Annotated in this window: 18 protein-coding genes; 15 read left to right on the forward strand and 3 right to left on the reverse strand. The window is 73.0% G+C overall.

The genetic code is table 11. The features are described from left to right. The first annotated feature begins 326 nt into the window (after nt 1-326). Together ACFVFR_RS06265 and ACFVFR_RS06270 are read left to right on the forward strand one after the other, a co-directional pair. Nucleotides 327-626 carry a DUF4193 domain-containing protein gene (locus ACFVFR_RS06265; protein WP_176164529.1) on the forward strand — a complete coding sequence of 100 codons (300 nt, stop codon included), beginning with the start codon at nt 327-329 and terminating at the stop codon, nt 624-626. Further along, a complete protein-coding gene (locus ACFVFR_RS06270; RefSeq protein WP_383698597.1) occupies nt 548-1,495 on the forward strand; it encodes a hypothetical protein in 948 nt (315 codons plus the stop codon). The genes ACFVFR_RS06265 and ACFVFR_RS06270 overlap by 79 nt, the downstream gene beginning before the upstream one ends. 119 nt (nt 1,496-1,614) lie before the next feature. Here ACFVFR_RS06270 and ACFVFR_RS06275 read toward each other — a convergent pair whose 3' ends face one another. Further along, nucleotides 1,615-2,061 (reverse strand): DUF3093 domain-containing protein, encoded by a 447-nt coding sequence (locus ACFVFR_RS06275; protein WP_383698500.1) that lies wholly within the window; start codon nt 2,059-2,061, stop codon nt 1,615-1,617. A gap of 59 nt (nt 2,062-2,120) precedes the next feature. Between ACFVFR_RS06275 and ACFVFR_RS06280 the strand changes: the two genes are divergently transcribed. The 7 genes from ACFVFR_RS06280 (at nt 2,121) to kdpC (ending at nt 8,940) form a co-directional block, all read left to right on the forward strand. Next, nucleotides 2,121-2,705 carry a PaaI family thioesterase gene (locus tag ACFVFR_RS06280; protein WP_383698501.1) on the forward strand — a complete coding sequence of 195 codons (585 nt, stop codon included), beginning with the start codon at nt 2,121-2,123 and terminating at the stop codon, nt 2,703-2,705. After that, nucleotides 2,702-3,217, forward strand: coding sequence for a dUTP diphosphatase (dut, locus tag ACFVFR_RS06285; protein WP_383698502.1), 516 nt, complete (start codon nt 2,702-2,704; stop codon nt 3,215-3,217). The genes ACFVFR_RS06280 and dut overlap by 4 nt, the downstream gene beginning before the upstream one ends. Before the next feature lies 1 nt (nt 3,218). Continuing rightward, nucleotides 3,219-4,001 carry a DUF3710 domain-containing protein gene (locus ACFVFR_RS06290; protein WP_383698598.1) on the forward strand — a complete coding sequence of 261 codons (783 nt, stop codon included), beginning with the start codon at nt 3,219-3,221 and terminating at the stop codon, nt 3,999-4,001. 329 nt (nt 4,002-4,330) lie between these two features. Beyond that, nucleotides 4,331-4,420 (forward strand): K(+)-transporting ATPase subunit F, encoded by a 90-nt coding sequence (gene kdpF, locus ACFVFR_RS06295; RefSeq protein ID WP_037896654.1) that lies wholly within the window; start codon nt 4,331-4,333, stop codon nt 4,418-4,420. Between the two features lie 7 nt (nt 4,421-4,427). Further along, nucleotides 4,428-6,113, forward strand: a complete 1,686-nt coding sequence (kdpA, locus tag ACFVFR_RS06300; protein WP_383698503.1) for a potassium-transporting ATPase subunit KdpA — start codon at nt 4,428-4,430, stop codon at nt 6,111-6,113. Further along, nucleotides 6,110-8,275, forward strand: coding sequence for a potassium-transporting ATPase subunit KdpB (gene kdpB, locus ACFVFR_RS06305; RefSeq protein ID WP_383698504.1), 2,166 nt, complete (start codon nt 6,110-6,112; stop codon nt 8,273-8,275). The genes kdpA and kdpB overlap by 4 nt, the downstream gene beginning before the upstream one ends. A gap of 5 nt (nt 8,276-8,280) precedes the next feature. Then, the gene (gene kdpC, locus ACFVFR_RS06310; protein ID WP_383698505.1) at nt 8,281-8,940 is read left to right on the forward strand and encodes a potassium-transporting ATPase subunit KdpC; all 660 of its coding nucleotides are present in this window, start codon (nt 8,281-8,283) and stop codon (nt 8,938-8,940) included. A gap of 150 nt (nt 8,941-9,090) precedes the next feature. On the opposite strand, the gene ACFVFR_RS06315 is transcribed toward kdpC, so the two are convergent. Next, on the reverse strand, nt 9,091-10,086 hold the full coding sequence (locus ACFVFR_RS06315; RefSeq protein WP_383698506.1) for an Acg family FMN-binding oxidoreductase: 996 nt from the start codon (nt 10,084-10,086) through the stop codon (nt 9,091-9,093). A 315-nt stretch (nt 10,087-10,401) separates the two neighbouring features. Between ACFVFR_RS06315 and ACFVFR_RS06320 the strand changes: the two genes are divergently transcribed. Next, the gene (locus ACFVFR_RS06320; RefSeq protein ID WP_383698599.1) at nt 10,402-11,394 is read left to right on the forward strand and encodes a 2-hydroxyacid dehydrogenase; all 993 of its coding nucleotides are present in this window, start codon (nt 10,402-10,404) and stop codon (nt 11,392-11,394) included. Nucleotides 11,395-11,534: 140 nt separating this feature from the next. Then, nucleotides 11,535-12,248, forward strand: a complete 714-nt coding sequence (locus ACFVFR_RS06325; protein WP_383698507.1) for an ABC transporter ATP-binding protein — start codon at nt 11,535-11,537, stop codon at nt 12,246-12,248. 40 nt (nt 12,249-12,288) lie between these two features. On the opposite strand, the gene ACFVFR_RS06330 is transcribed toward ACFVFR_RS06325, so the two are convergent. Further along, the gene (locus tag ACFVFR_RS06330) at nt 12,289-12,822 is read right to left on the reverse strand and encodes a GNAT family N-acetyltransferase (RefSeq protein ID WP_383698508.1); all 534 of its coding nucleotides are present in this window, start codon (nt 12,820-12,822) and stop codon (nt 12,289-12,291) included. A gap of 241 nt (nt 12,823-13,063) precedes the next feature. Here ACFVFR_RS06330 and ACFVFR_RS06335 point away from each other — a divergent pair, with 241 nt between their 5' ends. Genes ACFVFR_RS06335 through ACFVFR_RS06350 form a run of 4 tightly spaced genes read left to right on the forward strand, consistent with a single transcriptional unit; the run spans nt 13,064 to nt 17,782 of the window. Further along, complete coding sequence (locus ACFVFR_RS06335) at nt 13,064-15,682, forward strand: DUF4118 domain-containing protein (RefSeq protein ID WP_383698509.1); 2,619 nt, start codon at nt 13,064-13,066, stop codon at nt 15,680-15,682. Nucleotides 15,683-15,737: 55 nt separating this feature from the next. Then, the gene (locus ACFVFR_RS06340) at nt 15,738-16,454 is read left to right on the forward strand and encodes a response regulator (protein ID WP_383698510.1); all 717 of its coding nucleotides are present in this window, start codon (nt 15,738-15,740) and stop codon (nt 16,452-16,454) included. A gap of 32 nt (nt 16,455-16,486) precedes the next feature. Beyond that, nucleotides 16,487-16,885: an OB-fold nucleic acid binding domain-containing protein gene (locus ACFVFR_RS06345; protein WP_383698511.1), complete on the forward strand. Its 399-nt coding sequence runs from the start codon at nt 16,487-16,489 to the stop codon at nt 16,883-16,885. 3 nt (nt 16,886-16,888) lie between these two features. Continuing rightward, nucleotides 16,889-17,782, forward strand: a complete 894-nt coding sequence (locus tag ACFVFR_RS06350; protein WP_383698512.1) for a DUF3159 domain-containing protein — start codon at nt 16,889-16,891, stop codon at nt 17,780-17,782. Nucleotides 17,783-17,926: the final 144 nt, after the last annotated feature.

A 17,926-nucleotide genomic window follows, 5' to 3' on the forward strand; every position in this document is an offset into this window, starting at 1 on the left:
GCATGTGTTTTCGATCACATGGGCGAATTTTCGGCCAGGTACTCTCTGTAGCCGCTGAGAGGGGTGCAAAGCCGGGAAAATCCGGGTTTCCGGGGGTCGCGATCACGGGAAGTACCGGTGAGGGTGCGTGTGAACTACCCCCCGCGCATCGTGTACCGTCCGACCGCCATCCAAGCCGATCACCTCTTCAGGGGGCCGGTTGGGTGTCGATTGAGTAACAGACCTTGATGTGAGGCAAAATCTCCGCCTCGGGTCGGGCACAAGTCCGGCCTCTCACGCGTTACGTGCGCTGGAGACACCGCAGATACCCAGAGGGGGAGAGCGACATGGCAACGGACTACGACACCCCACGCAAGACCGATGACGACGTCAACGAGGACAGTATTGAGGAGCTGAAGGCCCGGCGGAACGACAAGTCCGCGTCCACGGTCGACGTGGACGAGTTCGAGCAGGCGGAGGGCCTTGAGCTGCCCGGCGCCGACCTCTCGAACGAGGAGCTGTCGGTGCGTGTGCTGCCGCGTCAGGCGGACGAGTTCACGTGCATGAGCTGCTTCCTCGTGCACCACCGGAGCCAGCTGGCCGCCGAGAAGAACGGCCAGCCGATCTGCCGCGACTGCGCGGCCTGAGACACGGCTCCCTCACGGTGCGGGACGTTTCCCAGCGAGGTGACGCGAACGTCGAGCGGGGCCGGGCGGCCTCGCTCGCGGACGCTGTCGGTCGCGGGGCGAAGGCCGCTGGTAGCGGGGCCAGGCGAACCGGTCGCGGCGTACGCGCGGGTGTGACCGCCGTCGCCGACCGGATCATCGCGGGCGCGCCCCGCGTGCCGGTCCGGGACCTCGCGACGCTGCGAGCCCAGTTTCCCGGGCTCGGCCCCGAGGAGATCGCGGACAAGCTCGTCGCGGGAGCCGTGGGCGGCACCTCGACCGTCGGCGCGGGCGTGGGCGCCGCCGCGATGCTGCCCGTTCCGCCCGCCATGCCGGCCGAGCTCGCCGCCGAGATCGTCGGCGTCGCCTCCATAGAGTTCAAGCTCATCGCCGAGCTGCACGAGGTCTACGGCCTGCCGGCGCCCGGCGCGCCGCACCAGCGCTGGGCCGCCTACCTCACGGCGTGGACCCAGGAACGCGGCATCGATGTCATCAAGCCCACCAGCTTCAACGCGGCCCTGTCCGGGCCCGTCAAGCGCGAGCTGCGCCAGCGCATCGTCAAGCGCACCTTCCGCAACCTGCCCAACCTCGCGCCGTTCATGATCGGTGCGGCCGTGGGCGCGATGATGAACCGGCGCGAGACCAGGCGCCTCGCCGCGAAGGTCCGCGCGGACCTGCGGACCCGCCAGGTCCCCTGGGACCAGCTCCCACCCTCCGGGCCGGCCGTCGCGCCGCCACCGGACACCGGGCTCGCCACGACGCGGGACATCCCGAGCCTTCCGGCCGAGTCCGCCCCGCACCCCGAGTCCGCCCCCGCGCGTCGCGGCCCGCGCCGCCGCCCGCGCGGCTGACGCCCCCCGGCTCGTCCCCGGGCGTCAGGTCACCCCGCGTCCCGTACGCCCCGGCGCGCGTCCTGCCGCCGTCCCGCTCCGCGTGCCCCTGCCCCGTGGCGTGGGTGGGGGAGCGGCTCTCAGCCGGCGCGCACCGCCGCGATGGCCGCGGCCAGCTTCCGCGGGTGGCGGGTGGAGAGATAGACGTAGGGCGTCGGATCGGCCGGGTCGGTGACCTCGATCCGCAGCGCCGTGGGGATGTAGCTGCGCAGCAGCATGAACGCCCGCGGGTCGGCCTTGGGGCCGCGCCAGGCCACGGCCTCGGCTTCGTCCAGGACCCGCGCCTCACCCAGCGCCGACACCGGGATCTTCGCGTCCCCGGCGACCAGCGAACCGGCCACCACCCGGATACGGACCGAGCCGTACGCGCTGACCGCGACGCTGGCCAGGGCCGATGCGCCGATCAGCCCGCCGAGCATGGCCAGCGTCCCCAGCGGCAGCAGGATCAACGCCCCGGCGACACCGGCCAGGGCGGCGACGAGCCACCAGAATCGGGGTGCGGTCAGGCGCTCTTCGTAAGGCTGCATGGTTTCCAGCTTGGCACGGCGGAGTCCGGCGCCCACCAGCGCGGGTAAGGTCTGCATCCGTGAGTGGACGAACGACATCGCTGACGCCGCCGGCCGAGGCCGTGCCGCCGGTGCGACACCCCGAGGCGCCGGCCCCCGGCGAGCTGATCGGTGCGCACTACGACCAGTGCTTCGGCTGCGGTCAGGCCCAGCCGCACGGTCTGCACCTGGCGATCCGGGCGGGTGAGGGCGTCGGCGTCACCGCTCGCTTCGTGGTCAAGGAGGCCCACCAGGGTGCCCCGGGGCTGGCCCACGGCGGAGTGCTGGCCACGGCCCTGGACGAGACGCTGGGCTCGCTCGGCTGGCTGCTGCGGGTGATCGCGGTGACCGGGCGGCTGGAGACCGACTTCGTGGCTCCGGTGCCGGTGGGCACCGAGCTGTTCGTGGCCGCCCATGTGGTGGCGGTGCACGGACGCAAGATCTACTCCACGGCGACCGGCCGGATCGGCGGGCCCGAGGGGCCCGTCGCGGTGCGAGCGGACGCCCTCTTCGTCGAGGTGAAGGTGGACCACTTCATCGAGAACGGCCGGCCGGAGGAGATCGACGCGGCCCTCTCCGACCCGGACCAGATCAAGGTCGCGCGTGCCTTTGAGGTGAATCCGTGAGCCGAGAGCCCGTTGACGTACTGATCCGACGGGTGGACCCGTCGGTTCCGCTGCCCGCCTACGGGCATCCCGGCGACGCCGGGGCGGACCTGGTCACCACCGAGGCCGCCGAACTCGCCCCCGGCGAGCGCGCGGTGCTGCCCACCGGGGTGTCCATCGCGCTCCCGGACGGGTACGCGGCGTTCGTGCACCCCCGCTCGGGGCTGGCCGCCCGCCTGGGCGTCGCGCTGGTGAATGCTCCCGGCACGGTGGATGCCGGGTACCGTGGAGAGATCAAGGTGATCGTGGTCAACCTGGACCCGCGCGAGAGCGTGCGGTTCGAGCGGTTCGACCGGATCGCCCAGCTCATCGTCCAGCAAGTGGAGAAGGCGCGCTTCCACGAGGTGGCGGAGCTTCCCGGTTCGGCGCGCGCCGACGGGGGCTTCGGGTCCACGGGGGGTCATGCCGCGGTGGGCGGCTCATCGGGTGGGAATGGATACTCTTCGGTCGGTGTCGACCGGGAAGGACTGTGACGTGTTCGGACGTCGACGCAAGCGCAGTGAGGACGCCGTCGACCAGGTCGACGACGTGGCCGCCGAGGAGTTGGCCGAGGACGCGGCGGACGATCCTGCCGATGACCTGGTCGACGAGGCGGAGCAGGTGAGCCTGCCGCCCGCGCCGCGCCCCGATGGGCCGTGGGACGTCTCCGAGGTCAGCGAGCCCGGCGAGGGACGCGTGGACCTCGGCGGGCTGTTCGTGCCCGGAGTCGAGGGCATGGAGCTGCGGGTCGAGGTCGCCGGTGACTCGATCGTCGCCGCGACCGTCGTGCTGCGCGACAGCGCGGTGCAGTTGCAGGGCTTCGCCGCCCCCAAGAACGAGGGCATCTGGCGCGAGGTGCGCGAGGAGATCGCCAGCGGCATCACCCAGCAGGGCGGCGTCATCGACGAGGTGGAGGGCCCGCTCGGCTGGGAGCTGCGGGCCCAGGTGCCCGTGCAGCTCCCGGACGGCACCAACGGCGTGCAGCTCGTCCGGTTCGTCGGGGTGGACGGGCCGCGCTGGTTCCTGCGGGGCGTGATCTCGGGTCAGGGCGCGGTCCAGCCGGAGGCGGCCGGACTCCTGGAGCAGATCGTCCAGGACACCGTGGTGGTGCGGGGCGAGTCGCCGATGGCCCCCCGTGACCCCATCGTCCTCAAGCTGCCCGACGACGCGCAGATGGTCGCCGAGGGTGGCGTACAGCAGGACGAGGCCGCCGGCTCGCGGTTCGCGGGCGGTGTCGACCAGCTCCAGCGCGGCCCCGAGATCACCGAGGTGCGCTGACGCGCGCGGCGCGCCGTCCACGGCTCGCGTCGGCCCAGGTCATGGCCGGAAACTGACCTCAACGGTGGGCCCCATTCCGTTCCGCGGAGTGGGGCCCACCGTTTTCTCGCAGGTCCGGGCGGGTGGCGTAGAGAATCCGTCAACACGGCGTACATGGCCGTATAGGAGCCGTCAACGGAGGGCTCGGCGCGCGGTGTGGGGGGTTTGCTCAAGAGGTCCGAACAGCTTTCGAACCTCTAGGAGCTCACGATGGCCGACCTGGCCTTCGTCGTCACCACGATCGCGGTCTTCGCGTTGGTGGCACTCGTCGCCAAGGGGGTGACGAAGCTGTGACCGCCGAGAACGTCGTCGGGCTGATCGTGGCCGTCGCCCTGCTGGGCTACCTGGTCCTCGCCCTCGTCTTCCCGGAGAGGTTCTGAGCTCGTCATGAGTCCTCTCCTCGCGGGAGTCCTCCAGATAGCCGCCCTGGTCGGGGCGCTGGCCCTGGTCTACCGGCCGCTGGGCGACTACCTGGCCGCCGTCTACAGCTCCACCAGGGACCTGCGGGTGGAGAAGTGGGTCTACCGCTGCATCGGCGCCAACCCGTCGGTCCAGATGCGCTGGCCCACCTACCTGCGCTCGGTCCTGGCGTTCTCGCTGGCCGGCGTCCTGTTCCTGTACCTGCTCCAGCGCGTGCAGGGCAGCCTGCCCCTCTCGTACGGCTTCACCGCCATCTCGCCGCACCAGGCGTTCAACACCGCCGCCTCCTTCGTGGCCAACACCAACTGGCAGTCCTACGCGGGCGAGCAGTCGATAGGCCACCTCGTGCAGACCGGCGGTCTGGCGGTGCAGAACTTCCTCTCGGCCGCCGTCGGCATCGCCGTGGCCGTCGCGCTGGTCCGCGGCTTCGCCCGGTCCCGCACCGGCGAGCTCGGCAACTTCTGGGCCGACCTGGTGCGCGGCCTGGTCCGGGTGCTGATCCCGATGGCGGTCATCGGCGCCGTCGTGCTGGTGGCCTGCGGCGTCATCCAGAACTTCGCCGGCATCCACGACGTCGGCCAGTTCGGCGGCGGCACCCAGCAGACCAACGGCGGGGCCGTGGCCTCGCAGGAAGTGATCAAGGAGCTCGGGACCAACGGCGGCGGCTACTTCAACGCCAACTCCGCGCACCCCTTCGAGAACCCCAACGGACTGTCCAACCTCTTCGAGATCTTCCTGATCCTGGTCATCCCCTTCTCGCTGACCCGCACCTTCGGCCGCATGGTCGGCAACACCCGCCAGGGCTACGCGATCCTGGGCACGATGGGGCTGATCTGGCTGGGCTTCGTCTCGCTGATGCTGTGGACCGAGTTCCACCACGGCGGCGCGGCCCTGACGGAGGCCGGCGGCGCGCTGGAGGGCAAGGAGGTCCGGTTCGGCGTCGCCGGCTCGGCGATCTTCTCCGTGAGCACCACGCTCACCTCCACCGGCGCCGTCAACTCCTTCCACTCCTCCAACACCGGCTTCGGCGGCGGCCTGGACCTGCTCGGCATGATGCTGGGGGAGATCGCGCCCGGGGGCGTCGGCTCCGGCCTGTACGGCATGCTGATCATGGCCGTCATCGCGGTGTTCATCGCGGGCCTGATGGTCGGCCGGACGCCCGAGTACCTGGGCAAGAAGATCGGCACCCGCGAGATCAAGTTCGCCGCCTGCTACATCCTGGTCACCCCCACCCTCGTCCTCGGCTTCACCGCCCTGTCCATGAGCCTGGCCACGCCGCCGGACTCGATCCTCAACACCGCCGCGGACTCCGTGCACGGCAGCGGCGCGCACGGCTTCAGCGAGGTCCTGTACGCCTTCACCTCCGGCGCCAACAACAACGGCTCGGCCTTCGGCGGGCTGAACGCCAACACGCAGTGGTACAACACCACGATCGGCCTGGCCATGCTGCTCGGCCGCTTCCTGCCGATGGTCTTCGTGCTGGCCCTGGCCGGCTCGCTGGCCGAGCAGCAGCCCGTACCGAAGACGGCGGGCACCCTGCGCACCGAGCAGCCGCTGTTCGCCGGCCTCCTGGTGGGCGCGATTCTGATCATCACCGGGCTCACCTTCTTCCCGGCGCTCGCCCTGGGCCCGCTCGCGGAGGGACTGGCATGAACCGCGTACCCACCACCGACCGTCCCGAGGAAGCCATGTCCACTGCCACCACGAACCGTCCTCCCGGCGACGGACCCACGGCGCGCGCGGAGCGGGCGGAGCCGACGCGGGTGGCCGCCGGGCTCTTCGACCCGGCCGGGCTGCCGCGCGCGGTGCCCGAGGCGCTGCGCAAGCTCGATCCACGGGTGCAGGTCAAGGCGCCCGTCATGTTCGTCGTCGAGATCGGCTCGGTGCTGACCACCGTGCTGGCGCTGGCGGACCCGGGCGACTGGTTCGGCTGGGCCATCGCCGGCTGGCTGTGGCTGACCGTGCTCTTCGCCAACCTGGCCGAGGCGGTCGCCGAGGGGCGTGGCAAGGCGCAGGCCGACACCCTGCGCAGGGCCAAGACCGACACCGTCGCCCGGCGCCTCCTTCCCTCCGACGGCGAGGAGCGGGTGCCGGGCACGGACCTGCGCGTGGGTGACCTGGTGGTCTGCGAGGCGGGTGACGTCATACCCGGCGACGGCGACGTGGTCGAGGGCGTGGCCTCCGTGGACGAGTCGGCCATCACCGGCGAGTCGGCCCCGGTCATCCGCGAGTCCGGCGGCGACCGCTCGGCCGTCACCGGTGGCACCAAGGTGCTCTCCGACCGCGTCGTCATCAAGATCACCACTCGGCCCGGTGAGACCTTCATCGACCGGATGATCAACCTGGTGGAGGGCGCGGCCCGACAGAAGACGCCCAACGAGGTCGCGCTGAACATCCTGCTCGCCTCGCTGACCATCGTCTTCCTGCTCGCGGTGGTCACCCTCCAGCCGTTCGCGACCTACGCCGGCGCCCGGCAGGGCATGATCGTGCTGGCCGCGCTGCTGGTGTGCCTGATCCCGACGACCATCGGGGCGCTGCTCTCGGCCATCGGCATCGCGGGCATGGACCGGCTGGTGCAGCGCAACGTGCTCGCCATGTCCGGGCGGGCCGTGGAGGCCGCCGGGGACGTCTCCACGCTGCTGCTCGACAAGACCGGCACCATCACCCTGGGCGACCGGCAGGCGGCGCGGTTCGTCCCCGTGGACGGCGTGTCCGAGACGGAGGTGGCCGACGCCGCCCAGCTCTCCTCGCTGGCCGACGAGACCCCCGAGGGCCGCTCCGTCGTCGTCCTGGCCAAGGAGCGCCACGGGCTGCGGGCGCGCCACGAGGGGGAGCTGGGCCGGGCCGTCTTCGTGCCCTTCACCGCGCAGACCCGGATGTCCGGCGTGGACCTGACCACGGCGGACGGGGCCGAGCGCCGGGTGCGCAAGGGCGCGGCGGCGGCCGTCACCGCCTGGGTGGGCGAGCGCGGCGCGGCCGTCTCCCCCGACGCCCAGGAGAAGGTGGACGCCATCGCCGCCGAGGGCGGCACGCCGCTGCTGGTGGCCGTCGAGGACGAGCGGGGTCCGCGCGTGCTCGGTGTCATCCACCTCAAGGACGTCGTCAAGGACGGCATGCGCGAGCGCTTCGAGGAGCTGCGGCGCATGGGCATCAGGACCGTCATGATCACCGGCGACAACCCGTTGACGGCCAGGGCCATCGCGGACGAGGCGGGCGTGGACGACTTCCTCGCCGAGGCCACGCCCGAGGACAAGATGGCACTGATCAAGCGGGAGCAGTCCGGCGGCAAGCTGGTCGCGATGACCGGCGACGGCACCAACGACGCCCCCGCGCTGGCCCAGGCGGACGTCGGGGTGGCCATGAACACCGGCACCTCGGCCGCCAAGGAGGCCGGGAACATGGTGGACCTGGACTCCAACCCCACCAAGCTCATCGAGATCGTGGAGATCGGCAAGCAACTGCTGATCACCCGGGGCGCGCTGACGACCTTCTCGATCGCCAACGACGTCGCCAAGTACTTCGCGATCATCCCCGCGATGTTCGCGGGCGTCGCCGGCTACGAGGGCCTGGACGCGCTGAACGTCATGCGGCTCGCCTCGTCGGAGTCGGCGATCCTGTCCGCGGTGATCTTCAACGCGCTGATCATCGTCGCGCTGGTGCCGCTGGCCCTGCGCGGCGTGCGCTACCGACCGATGAGCGCCGACCAGATGCTCCGCCGCAACCTGGGCGTCTACGGCCTCGGCGGCCTCGTCGCCCCCTTCGTCGGCATCAAACTCATCGACCTGCTCATCTCCCTCATCCCTGGCATCGGGTGACACTCATGAACCCCTCCCTACGCGGCACGCTCCGACTGGCCACGGCGGGGCTGCGCGCCCTGCTGGTGCTGACCCTGGTGTGCGGAGTGCTCTATCCGCTGGCGGTCACCGGCATCGCCCAGACCCTCTTCCACGACAAGGCCAACGGCTCGAAGATCAAGGAGAACGGCACGGTCGTCGGCTCCGCGCTGATCGGCCAGAGCTTCACGCTCGACACCAAGGACGCGAACGGCGACCCGCTGCCCGACCCCCGGTGGTTCCAGCCACGCCCGTCGGCCGCATCCGCCAACGTCTACAACACCCGCTACTCCCTGGTGGTCTCGGGCGCCTCCAACCTGGCCGCGGACAGCGAGGTCCTCAAGGACGAGGTCATCGCCCGGCGCGCGGCCATCGCCGACTTCAACGGCGTGCCGCGCGGCGAGGTGCCGGTGGACGCGCTGACCGCCTCCGGCTCGGGCGTCGACCCGCACATCTCGCCCGACTACGCGGACCTCCAGGTCAACCGGGTGGCCCGGGTCAACGGGCTGCCCCCATCCGCCGTGCGACGCCTGGTCGACCAGCACACCGACGGGCGCCTGGCCGGTTTCCTGGGCGAACCGCACGTCAACGTGCTCCAGCTCAACGTGGCGGTCCGCGGCCTGGTCGCCCAGCAGCGGGGCCGGTGACGCCGGCCCGCACAGCGCGGGGCCCGGGGGGCGCGGGGGCGAGCCCGCGCCCGCCCGGGCCCTCGTGTACCCGGGGGAGCGGGCGGTACGGACGGCGGGGACGGGGCGGCGCGGGTGCGGGGGACACCGCCGGGCCCGCCGGCGCGCCGGTCAGGGCTCGACGGTGAGCACCTCGGCCACCGGGCGCCGGGGCGTGCTCGGGCCGGGCGGGCCGTAGCCCAGCCGCAGCACCATGTGCACCTGGCCCATGGCGGACAGCGGATCGCGCGCGGCCCAGCGCAGGTCGGGCCACTCCAGCGGGTGCGAGGTCAGCGAGGTGGCCAGGCCGTCGAGCGTGGCCTGGAGCAGCACCCGCTCCAGGGCCTGGCCCGCGCGCAACCAGTCGAGCGGCCGGTCCCGCTCGGTGCCCAGCAGGGCCAGCTGGGGCGCCGCCTCGAAGGTCGCGGTCTCCCGTCCCGGCACCTCCCGCCGGCCGGCGAAGTCGCGGACCGGGGCCCCGCCGTCGTACTTGCGCGGCCCGAAGGCGTACGACGGAATGCCCTCGGCCGTGGCGCGGGCGCCCTGGACACCCGTCCAGCGGGCCGTCTCGGCGGCGGCCCCCGGGTCGGCGCCGTAGCCCCCCTCGCGCCCCTCGGCGTCGCGGACCAGCTCCAACAGCGTCTCCACGTGCCAGGCGTCGGGGAAGAGCAGCCGCGCGCCCTCGGCGAGCGCGGCGGCGCGTAGGCCCGCCCGGACGTCCTCGGGCACGGTTTCGGCGGAGAAGGGGGTGCGGCTGGAGCGCCGGCGGTCGATCGCCGGCCACAGCGCGGCCAGGGCGTCGTCACCGGCCGCCGGGCCGAGCGGGCGCACGGTGGCCAGCAGCCGGGAGTCGGCCGGCTCCGGCAGCAGTGCGGTGGTCGGCTCCCAGCCGGCGTGGGCGAGCGCGACGCGCAGGTTGAACAGCGCCGCGCCACACCCCAGGTGCTGGGCCCGACCGTCGGGGTCCAGGTGGGGCATGACGCGCTCGGGATCGCCACGGACCTCCAGGACGCGCTCGGCGGCGCGGTAGACGAAGCGCCAGGGCTGCGCGTTGTGCAGGGAGGGGGCGGCGACGGCCGCCCTGACCAGTTCCGCGACGGATTCCGCCGCCAGCGGCTGCGCCGACATGTGCGCCGCCCCTCCCGTCCGGGTCCGATGGCTGGGCGCGCCCGCGCGCGGGGCCGCGTGGCGCGCGTTCCTCCTCCACCATCCGCCCCACCGCCCCGCTGCGCCACATATGAAGCGATATGTCACGCTGTGGGGGTAGGTGGTGGGAGCTACCCCGTCACCCCGCCGGCCCGTGACCGACCGCGCGCCCAGGCCGCACGCACCCGCGCCACGCGTCCGCGCCCGGCCCGCCGTCCGTGTCCGGCGAACGGCGCTCGCGGGGGCGCCGCCCGGCCAGCCGGACGCGCCCCCATCCCAGCGGTGAAGGAGACACGCGTGGACGTCGTGGCCTTCGGCGTGCTGACCGACGAACGCCCGCTGCTGGAAGCGGCGTTGGGCGACCGGTACGGCCTGCGGTGTCGGGAGACGTTCCTCAGCCGGGACACGGTGGCGGTGGCCGAGGGGTACGAGATCCTCAGCAGCAGCGTCAACGACGTCCTGGACGCCGAGGTGCTCACCGCGCTGGCCGCCGGCGGCACCCGGCTGATCACCCAGCGCTCGACCGGCCACAACAACATCGACCTGGCGCGCGCCCGCGAACTCGGACTGACGGTGGCGCGCGTCGCGCACTACTCGCCGTACGCGGTCGCCGAGTTCGCCTGGGCGCTGGCGCTGGCCCTCAACCGCCGCACGGTGCCCGCCGTCGGCCGCACCCGGGAGTTCGACTTCCGGCTGACCGGGCTGATGGGCTGGGACTTCCACGGCCGCACCGCCGGGGTGATGGGCACCGGCCAGATCGGCGCGGCCTTCGCGCGCGTCGCACACGGCTTCGGCATGCGCCTGCTCGGCTGGGACACCGCCGAGAACCCGGACTGCCGGGCCCTGGGCATGACGTACGTGCCGGCCGACCGCCTCTTCGCCGAGGCCGACCTGGTCAGCCTGCACGTGCCGCTGGTGCCCGCCACCCACCACCTGGTGGACGCGGCGGCGCTGGCCCGGATGAAGGACGGGGCCATCCTCGTCAACACCGGCCGAGGCGGCCTGATCGACGCCAGGGCGCTGGTGGCCGCGTTGAAGCGGGGCCGGCTCGACGGGGTGGGGCTGGACGTCTACGAGGAGGAGGCCGGGGTCTTTTACGTCGACCACTCCCTGGAGGCGATGCCCGACGACGTCCTGGCCCGCCTCATGACCTTCCGCAACGTGCTGATCACCTCGCACCAGGCCTACTTCACCCGGGACGCCGTGGGCCAGATCATCGCCGCCACCGTCGGCAACATCGAGAACTACCTGGCCGGCCGCGTGAGCGAGAACGTCCTGGTGGGTGGCTGACCACCGGGCTCGCGCGCCCCCGGGCCCGGGCGGCGTGAGACAACGGTGGCAGGTGGGGCCTGTCCGGACAAGGGAGGCATGACGTAGCGTCGGCGTGATCGGTTCGGGCCGGCCGGGGGCCGGGAGGGGAGCGGCAGGCGATGAGCGAGCAGACGCTACAGCGGGCGGACATGGTGCGGGTGCGGGACCTGCGGCGCACCTACGGCAGCGGGCCGGCGGCCGTGCACGCGCTGCGCGGGGTCTCCTTCGACGTCCCGCGCGGCGAACTCGTCGCCCTCAAGGGCCGCTCCGGCTCCGGCAAGACCACCCTGCTCAACCTCATCGGCGGGCTCGACACCCCCGACGGGGGCGAGATCACCGTGGACGACACCGAGGTCGTCGGGCTCGGCGAGAGCGGGCTGCTGCGACTGCGACGGGACCACATCGGCTTCGTCTTCCAGTCCTTCGGGCTGATCCCGATCCTGAGCGCCGCCGAGAACGTGGGGGTGCCCATGCGGCTGCGCAGGGCGCCGGCGGCCGAGCGGGAGGAGCGGGTGGCGCTGCTGCTCTCCCTGGTGGGCCTGGCCGACCACGCGGAGCAGCGGCCGGGGGAGCTGTCCGGCGGCCAGCAGCAGCGCGTGGCCATCGCCCGCGCGCTGGCCAACCGCCCCTCGCTGCTGATCGCGGACGAGCCGACCGGCCAGCTGGACGCCGAGACCGGGTTCGCGGTGATGGAGCTGCTGCGCGCGGTGGTGCGCAGCGAGGGCGTCACCGCGCTGGTGGCCACGCACGACCCCAACCTGCTCGGCCTGGCCGACCGGGTCCTGGAGCTGAGCGACGGCCACATCGCCGAGGACCACGTCCAGGGGACCTGACCACCCGGCCGCGCCGCCCCGTCGGCGCGGCCCCGGGGGATCACCACACGTCGCCCTCGCGCCAGTCGCAGGTCAGCTCGCCGGCCAGGTCCAGCGGGGCTCCCAGCGGGAGGACGAAGGTGCTGTCGTCGTCCTCCTCCGTGCGCAGCACACCGGTGGGCGAGAGCACCGACGTGGGCCCCTGCCACCGCTGCCAGCCCAGCCGCTGGTAGAAGACGTCGGCGCCGTCGGACGCGGACAGGGCGCCCACCTCGTAGCCGCCGCGCAGGACCGGGGCCAGGGCGGACATCACCGCCGTGCCCTTGCCCACGCCGCGCCGGTCGGCCCGCACCGCCACGCCCTCCACATAGCCGGCGCGCAGCGCCCGGCCCCCGTGCAACAGCCGCCGCTGCACCACCGAACCGTGCGCGATCAGCTCGCTGCCCTCCCACAGGAGAGCGTGCATCCCACCGACGGTGTGATCCCAGTCGGCGTCGTCGAAGTCGCCCTCGAAGGCGTCGTCGAGCAGGGCGCGCACCGCCGCCAGCGCGGCGGAGTCGAGCCCCGAGGTGTGAACCACTACTGCATCAGCCATACGGGCGATGTTCGCAGGGCGCGGCCCGTCCGTCGCCTCCTTTACGAGCCGGCCGCCCCTCCGCCGCCGGGCACCGCTCGCGCGCCCCCGCGCGCCGGCGCGCGTAAGCGGGGCGCGCGGCGGCGTCAGAGCCGTGTCAAGACCAGCCCGCGCCGCGATGTCCGTGCCGTTTGTCCGATTCCCTGGTCGTAGAGTCGGCGGAGCGCACGCACGAGGCGCGGCACGAAAGACAATGGAGAACATGGCACGCGGCAAGCTTCGGATCTACCTGGGCGCGGCACCGGGCGTCGGCAAGACGTACGCGATGCTCTCCGAGGGACACCGACGGGCCGAGCGCGGCACGGACCTGGTGGTGGGCTTCGTCGAACACCACGGCCGCCCGCGCACCGAGGTGATGCTGCACGGGCTGGAGGCGGTGGCCCGCCGCGAGCTCGACTACCGGGACACCACGTTCACCGAGATGGACGTCGACGCCGTGCTCGCCCGCCGGCCGGCCGTCGCGCTCGTGGACGAACTCGCCCACACCAACGTGCCCGGCTCCCGCAACGCCAAGCGCTGGCAGGACGTCGAGGAACTGCTCCAGGCCGGCATCGACGTCATATCGGCGGTCAACATCCAGCACCTGGAGTCGCTGGGCGACGTGGTGGAGTCCATAACGGGCGTGCGCCAGCGCGAGACGGTGCCCGACGAGGTCGTCCGCCGCGCCGACCAGATCGAGCTGGTCGACATGTCGCCCCAGGCGCTGCGCCGGCGCATGGCGCACGGCAACATCTACGCGCCCGACAAGGTCAACGCGGCCCTGTCCAACTACTTCCGCCCCGGCAACCTGACCGCGCTGCGCGAACTGGCCCTGCTGTGGACGGCGGACCGGGTGGACGAGTACCTCCAGCAGTACCGCTCCGAGCACCGCATCCGCTCCACCTGGCAGGCGCGCGAACGCATCGTGGTCGGCCTGACCGGCGGCCCCGAGGGGCGCACCCTGATCCGCCGGGCCTCGCGGATGGCCGCCAAGGGGTCGGGCAGCGAGGTGCTGGCCGTCTACATCGCCCGCAGCGACGGGCTCACCTCCGCCTCCCCCAAGGAGCTGGCCGTCCAGCGCACCCTGGTCGAGGACCTGGGCGGCACCTACCACCACGTCATCGGCGAGGACATCCCCGGCGCCCTCCTGGAGTTCGCGCGCGGCGTCAACGCCACCCAGATCGTCCTGGGCTCCAGCCGCCGCAAGGCGTGGCAGTACGTCTTCGGCCCCGGCGTCGGCGCCACCGTGGCCCGCGAGTCCGGGCCCGACCTCGACGTCCACATCGTCACCCACGGCGAGGTGGCCAAGGGCCGTGGCCTGCCCGTCGCCCGGGGCGCGCGGCTCGGCCGCTCCCGGATCGTGGCCGGCTGGCTGGCCGGCGTCGGCGGGCCCGCGCTGCTCACCCTGCTGCTGACCGGCCTGCACGACGGCCCCGGGCTCGCCAACGACGTCCTGCTCTTCCTGTTCCTGACGGTGCTGGCCGCGCTGCTGGGCGGGCTGCTGCCGGCGCTGGCCTCGGCGGCGGTCGGCTCGATGCTGCTCAACTACTACTTCACCCCGCCCACCCACACCCTGACGGTGCAGGACCCCAAGAACATCGTCGCCATCGTGATCTTCTTCGCGGTGGCCGTCGCGGTGGCCTCGGTCGTGGACCTGGCCGCCCGGCGCACCCACCAGGCGGCCCGGCTGCGCGCCGAGTCCGAGATCCTCTCCTTCCTGGCCGGCAGCGTGCTGCGCGGGGAGACCAGCCTGGACGCCCTGCTGGAGCGGGTCCGCGAGACCTTCGGCATGGAGTCGGTGGCGTTGCTGGAACGCGAGAGCGACACGACCCCGTGGACCTGCGCGGGCAGCGCCGCCGGCACCGCGTCCCCCACCGGCGACGGCGACGCGACCCCGGCCGCCGACCGTCACCCCGACGCCGCGTCGCCCCACCGCCCGGGTATGCCGCTGCGCCCCGAGGACGCCGACGTGGACATGCCCGTGGGCGACCACCTCGCCCTGGCCCTCAACGGCCGGGTGCTGCCCGCCGAGGACCGCCGGGTGCTGGCCGCCTTCGCCGCCCAGGCCGCCGTCGTCCTGGACCGCCAGCGCCTGGTGGGCGAGGCCGAGCAGGCGCGCGAGCTCGCCGAGGGCAACCGCATCCGCACCGCGCTGCTCGCCGCCGTCAGCCACGACCTGCGTACCCCGCTGGCCGGCATCAAGGCCGCCGTGACCTCGCTGCGCTCGGACGACGTGGCCTGGTCGGACGAGGACGAGGCGGAGTTGCTCGCCGGCATCGAGGACGGCGCCGACCGGCTCGACCACCTGGTCGGCAACCTGCTGGACATGTCGCGCCTGCAGACCGGCACCGTCACCCCGCTGATCCGTGAGATCGACCTGGACGAGGTCGTTCCGATGGCCCTGGGCGGCGTGCCCGAGGGCAGCGTGAGCCTGGATGTCCCGGAGGAGCTGCCGATGGTCGCCGTGGACCCCGGACTCCTGGAGCGCAGCGTGGCCAACATCGTCGAGAACGCCGTCAAGTACAGCCCGCCCGGCCAGCCCGTCCTGGTCGCCGCCAGCGCGCTGGGCACCCGGGTCGAGGTGCGCGTGGCCGACCGGGGGCCCGGCGTCCCCGACAGCGCCAAGGACCGGATCTTCGAGCCCTTCCAGCGCTACGGCGACGTCCCGCGCGGCGCCGGCGTGGGCCTGGGCCTGGCGGTCGCGCGCGGCTTCGCCGAGGCCATGGGCGGCACCCTGGCCGCCGAGGACACCCCCGGCGGCGGCATGACCATGGTCCTCACCCTGCGCGCCGCCGACCGCCCGCCGACCGCGCCCGCCCTCCCGGCCCCGGTCATCTCGTGATCCGCTCACTCACCGTACGTACGCGCGTACGTACCCGACAGGAAAGGTTGGCACCATGCTGAGCTCTTCCGAGGGGCAACCCCGCACCCCCGGTCGGGTGCTCGTGGTCGATGACGAACCGCAGATCGTGCGGGCTCTGGTCATCAACCTCAAGGCGCGCAAGTACGAGGTCGACGCCGCGCCCGACGGCGCGACCGCCCTGCAGCTGGCCGCCACCCGCCACCCCGACGTGATCGTGCTGGACCTGGGGCTGCCCGACATGGACGGCGTCGAGGTCATCCGGGGGCTGCGCGGCTGGACCCGGGTGCCGATCCTGGTGCTCTCCGCGCGCCAGACCTCGGACGAGAAGGTCGAGGCCCTGGACGCGGGGGCCGACGACTACGTCACCAAGCCCTTCGGCATGGACGAGCTGCTGGCCAGGCTGCGGGCCGCGGTGCGGCGCGCGGAGCCCACCGGGCGCACCGAGGACGCGGTGCTCGTGGAGACCGACAGCTTCTCCGTCGACCTGGCCGCCAAGAAGGCCCACCGCGACGGCCACGACGTCCGCCTGACCCCCACCGAGTGGCACCTGCTCGAAGTGCTGGTGCGCAACGCGGGCCGGCTGGTCAGCCAGAAGCAACTGCTCCAGGAGGTGTGGGGACCCTCCTACGGCACCGAGACCAACTACCTGCGCGTCTACATGGCGCAACTGCGCCGCAAGCTGGAGCGCGATCCCTCACACCCGCGGCACTTCGTCACCGAACCCGGCATGGGCTACCGCTTCGAGCAGTGAGGGCCACGAGGGCCACGGGTACCCTGGGCCGTATGAGTGCCCCATCCCGCCCCGAGAAGCCGGCCGGCCCGCTGCGCCGACTCCTCGACCGGCTGTCGACGTCGCAGGACGACCTGCACTCCGCGGAGCTGCGGCAGGACGCCGAGGCCGCCGGGTGCGTCCGGATCGGCGACTGCGGCGACCGCCAGGTCGTCAAGGTCACCGGTACGCTGCGCACCGTCACGCTGCGGCCCCGCGCGGGTGTGCCCGCGCTGGAGGCGGAGCTGTTCGACGGGTCGGCCGCGCTGGACGTGGTCTGGCTCGGCCGACGTTCCATCGTCGGCGTCGAGCCCGGTCGCCGGCTCATCGCCTCCGGCCGCATATCGATGAGCCACGGCCGACGCGTGCTGTTCAACCCCAAGTACGAACTCCGACCGCTCGGACAGGAGTAGCGGGTGACGTCTGACGACAAGCGGGCCTTCGACGAGGCCGCACGGGGGGCGGGCGACGCCCCGCCGACCCCGGGTGACCAGGGCGCCGCGGCCGACACGGACGCGGCGCGGAGCAAGGCGGCGGCGGACACCGCGCTGCTGGAGGCGTTCGGCGGCCTGCGCGGCATGGTGGACACCACTGTGCCCGGACTGGTCTTCGTCCTCATCTACACGATCAAGCGGGACATCCACGTCGCGGCCCTCGCGGCCCTGGCGCTGACGGTGCTGCTCGCGGTGGCCCGGCTGGCCCGCAAGGAGACCCTCAAGCACGCCTTCAGCGGCGTCTTCGGAGTCGCCTTCGGCGCCGTCTTCGCGATGATGTCGGGCGACGCGAAGAACTTCTACCTGCCGGGGATGCTGTACACCCTCGGGCTGGCCGTCGTCTACCTCCTCTCGGCGGTCTTCCGGTTCCCGCTGATCGGCGTGCTGCTGGGGCCGATCCTCAAGGAGAACCTGTCCTGGCGCACCCGCAACCCGGGCCGGTTGCGCGCCTACACCCGGGCCACCTGGGCCTGGGGCCTGATCCTGCTGGGCAAGTCGGCGATCCTCTTCCCGCTGTACTGGTGGGGGGACGCCACCCAGCTCGGCTGGGTCAAGGTGGCCCTGGGCATCCCGCCCTTCCTGCTCTGCGTGTACCTGACCTGGATCTTCCTGGCCAAGGCGCCGCCGCCGATCGACGTGATCGCCGAGATGGAGGCCGAGGAGGCCGAGCGCGAGCGCGCCGAGCGGGAGCGGGACGCGGAGCGGGCGGTCAGCGACGCGGTGGCCGAGAGCGTGGCCCGACAGGCCACCGACACGGTCCTGGAGCGGCTGGCCAGCGACCCGGAGAGCGCCCGGCGGCGCGGGCCCGGCCAGTAGTAGCGGGCACGGGTCGCGCGTCGCGTACGACGCAAGGCGCCGGGTGAGCTGGAACTCCAGCCCACCCGGCGCCTTCGTCGGTGCCGTGGTGGGGGGGCGGGCCCCCCCCCCCCCGCCCCGCAAGTGGGCCCCCACCACCCCACG

Source organism: Streptomyces sp. NPDC057702 (genome assembly GCF_042799315.1).
Taxonomy (GTDB): domain Bacteria; phylum Actinomycetota; class Actinomycetes; order Streptomycetales; family Streptomycetaceae; genus Streptomyces.

What these genes read in the sequence shown, in the direction of transcription:
- ACFVFR_RS06275 (WP_383698500.1), bottom strand. Translation starts at nt 2,061, where the DNA reads ATGCAGCCTTACGAAGAGCGCCTGACCGCACCCCGATTCTGGTGGCTC.
- kdpA (WP_383698503.1), top strand. Translation starts at nt 4,428, where the DNA reads ATGAGTCCTCTCCTCGCGGGAGTCCTCCAGATAGCCGCCCTGGTCGGG.
- kdpB (WP_383698504.1), top strand. Translation starts at nt 6,110, where the DNA reads ATGAACCGCGTACCCACCACCGACCGTCCCGAGGAAGCCATGTCCACT.
- ACFVFR_RS06315 (WP_383698506.1), bottom strand. Translation starts at nt 10,086, where the DNA reads ATGTCGGCGCAGCCGCTGGCGGCGGAATCCGTCGCGGAACTGGTCAGG.
- ACFVFR_RS06340 (WP_383698510.1), top strand. Translation starts at nt 15,738, where the DNA reads ATGCTGAGCTCTTCCGAGGGGCAACCCCGCACCCCCGGTCGGGTGCTC.
- ACFVFR_RS06325 (WP_383698507.1), top strand. Translation starts at nt 11,535, where the DNA reads ATGAGCGAGCAGACGCTACAGCGGGCGGACATGGTGCGGGTGCGGGAC.
- ACFVFR_RS06330 (WP_383698508.1), bottom strand. Translation starts at nt 12,822, where the DNA reads ATGGCTGATGCAGTAGTGGTTCACACCTCGGGGCTCGACTCCGCCGCG.
- ACFVFR_RS06345 (WP_383698511.1), top strand. Translation starts at nt 16,487, where the DNA reads ATGAGTGCCCCATCCCGCCCCGAGAAGCCGGCCGGCCCGCTGCGCCGA.
- ACFVFR_RS06265 (WP_176164529.1), top strand. Translation starts at nt 327, where the DNA reads ATGGCAACGGACTACGACACCCCACGCAAGACCGATGACGACGTCAAC.
- kdpC (WP_383698505.1), top strand. Translation starts at nt 8,281, where the DNA reads ATGAACCCCTCCCTACGCGGCACGCTCCGACTGGCCACGGCGGGGCTG.
- ACFVFR_RS06335 (WP_383698509.1), top strand. Translation starts at nt 13,064, where the DNA reads ATGGCACGCGGCAAGCTTCGGATCTACCTGGGCGCGGCACCGGGCGTC.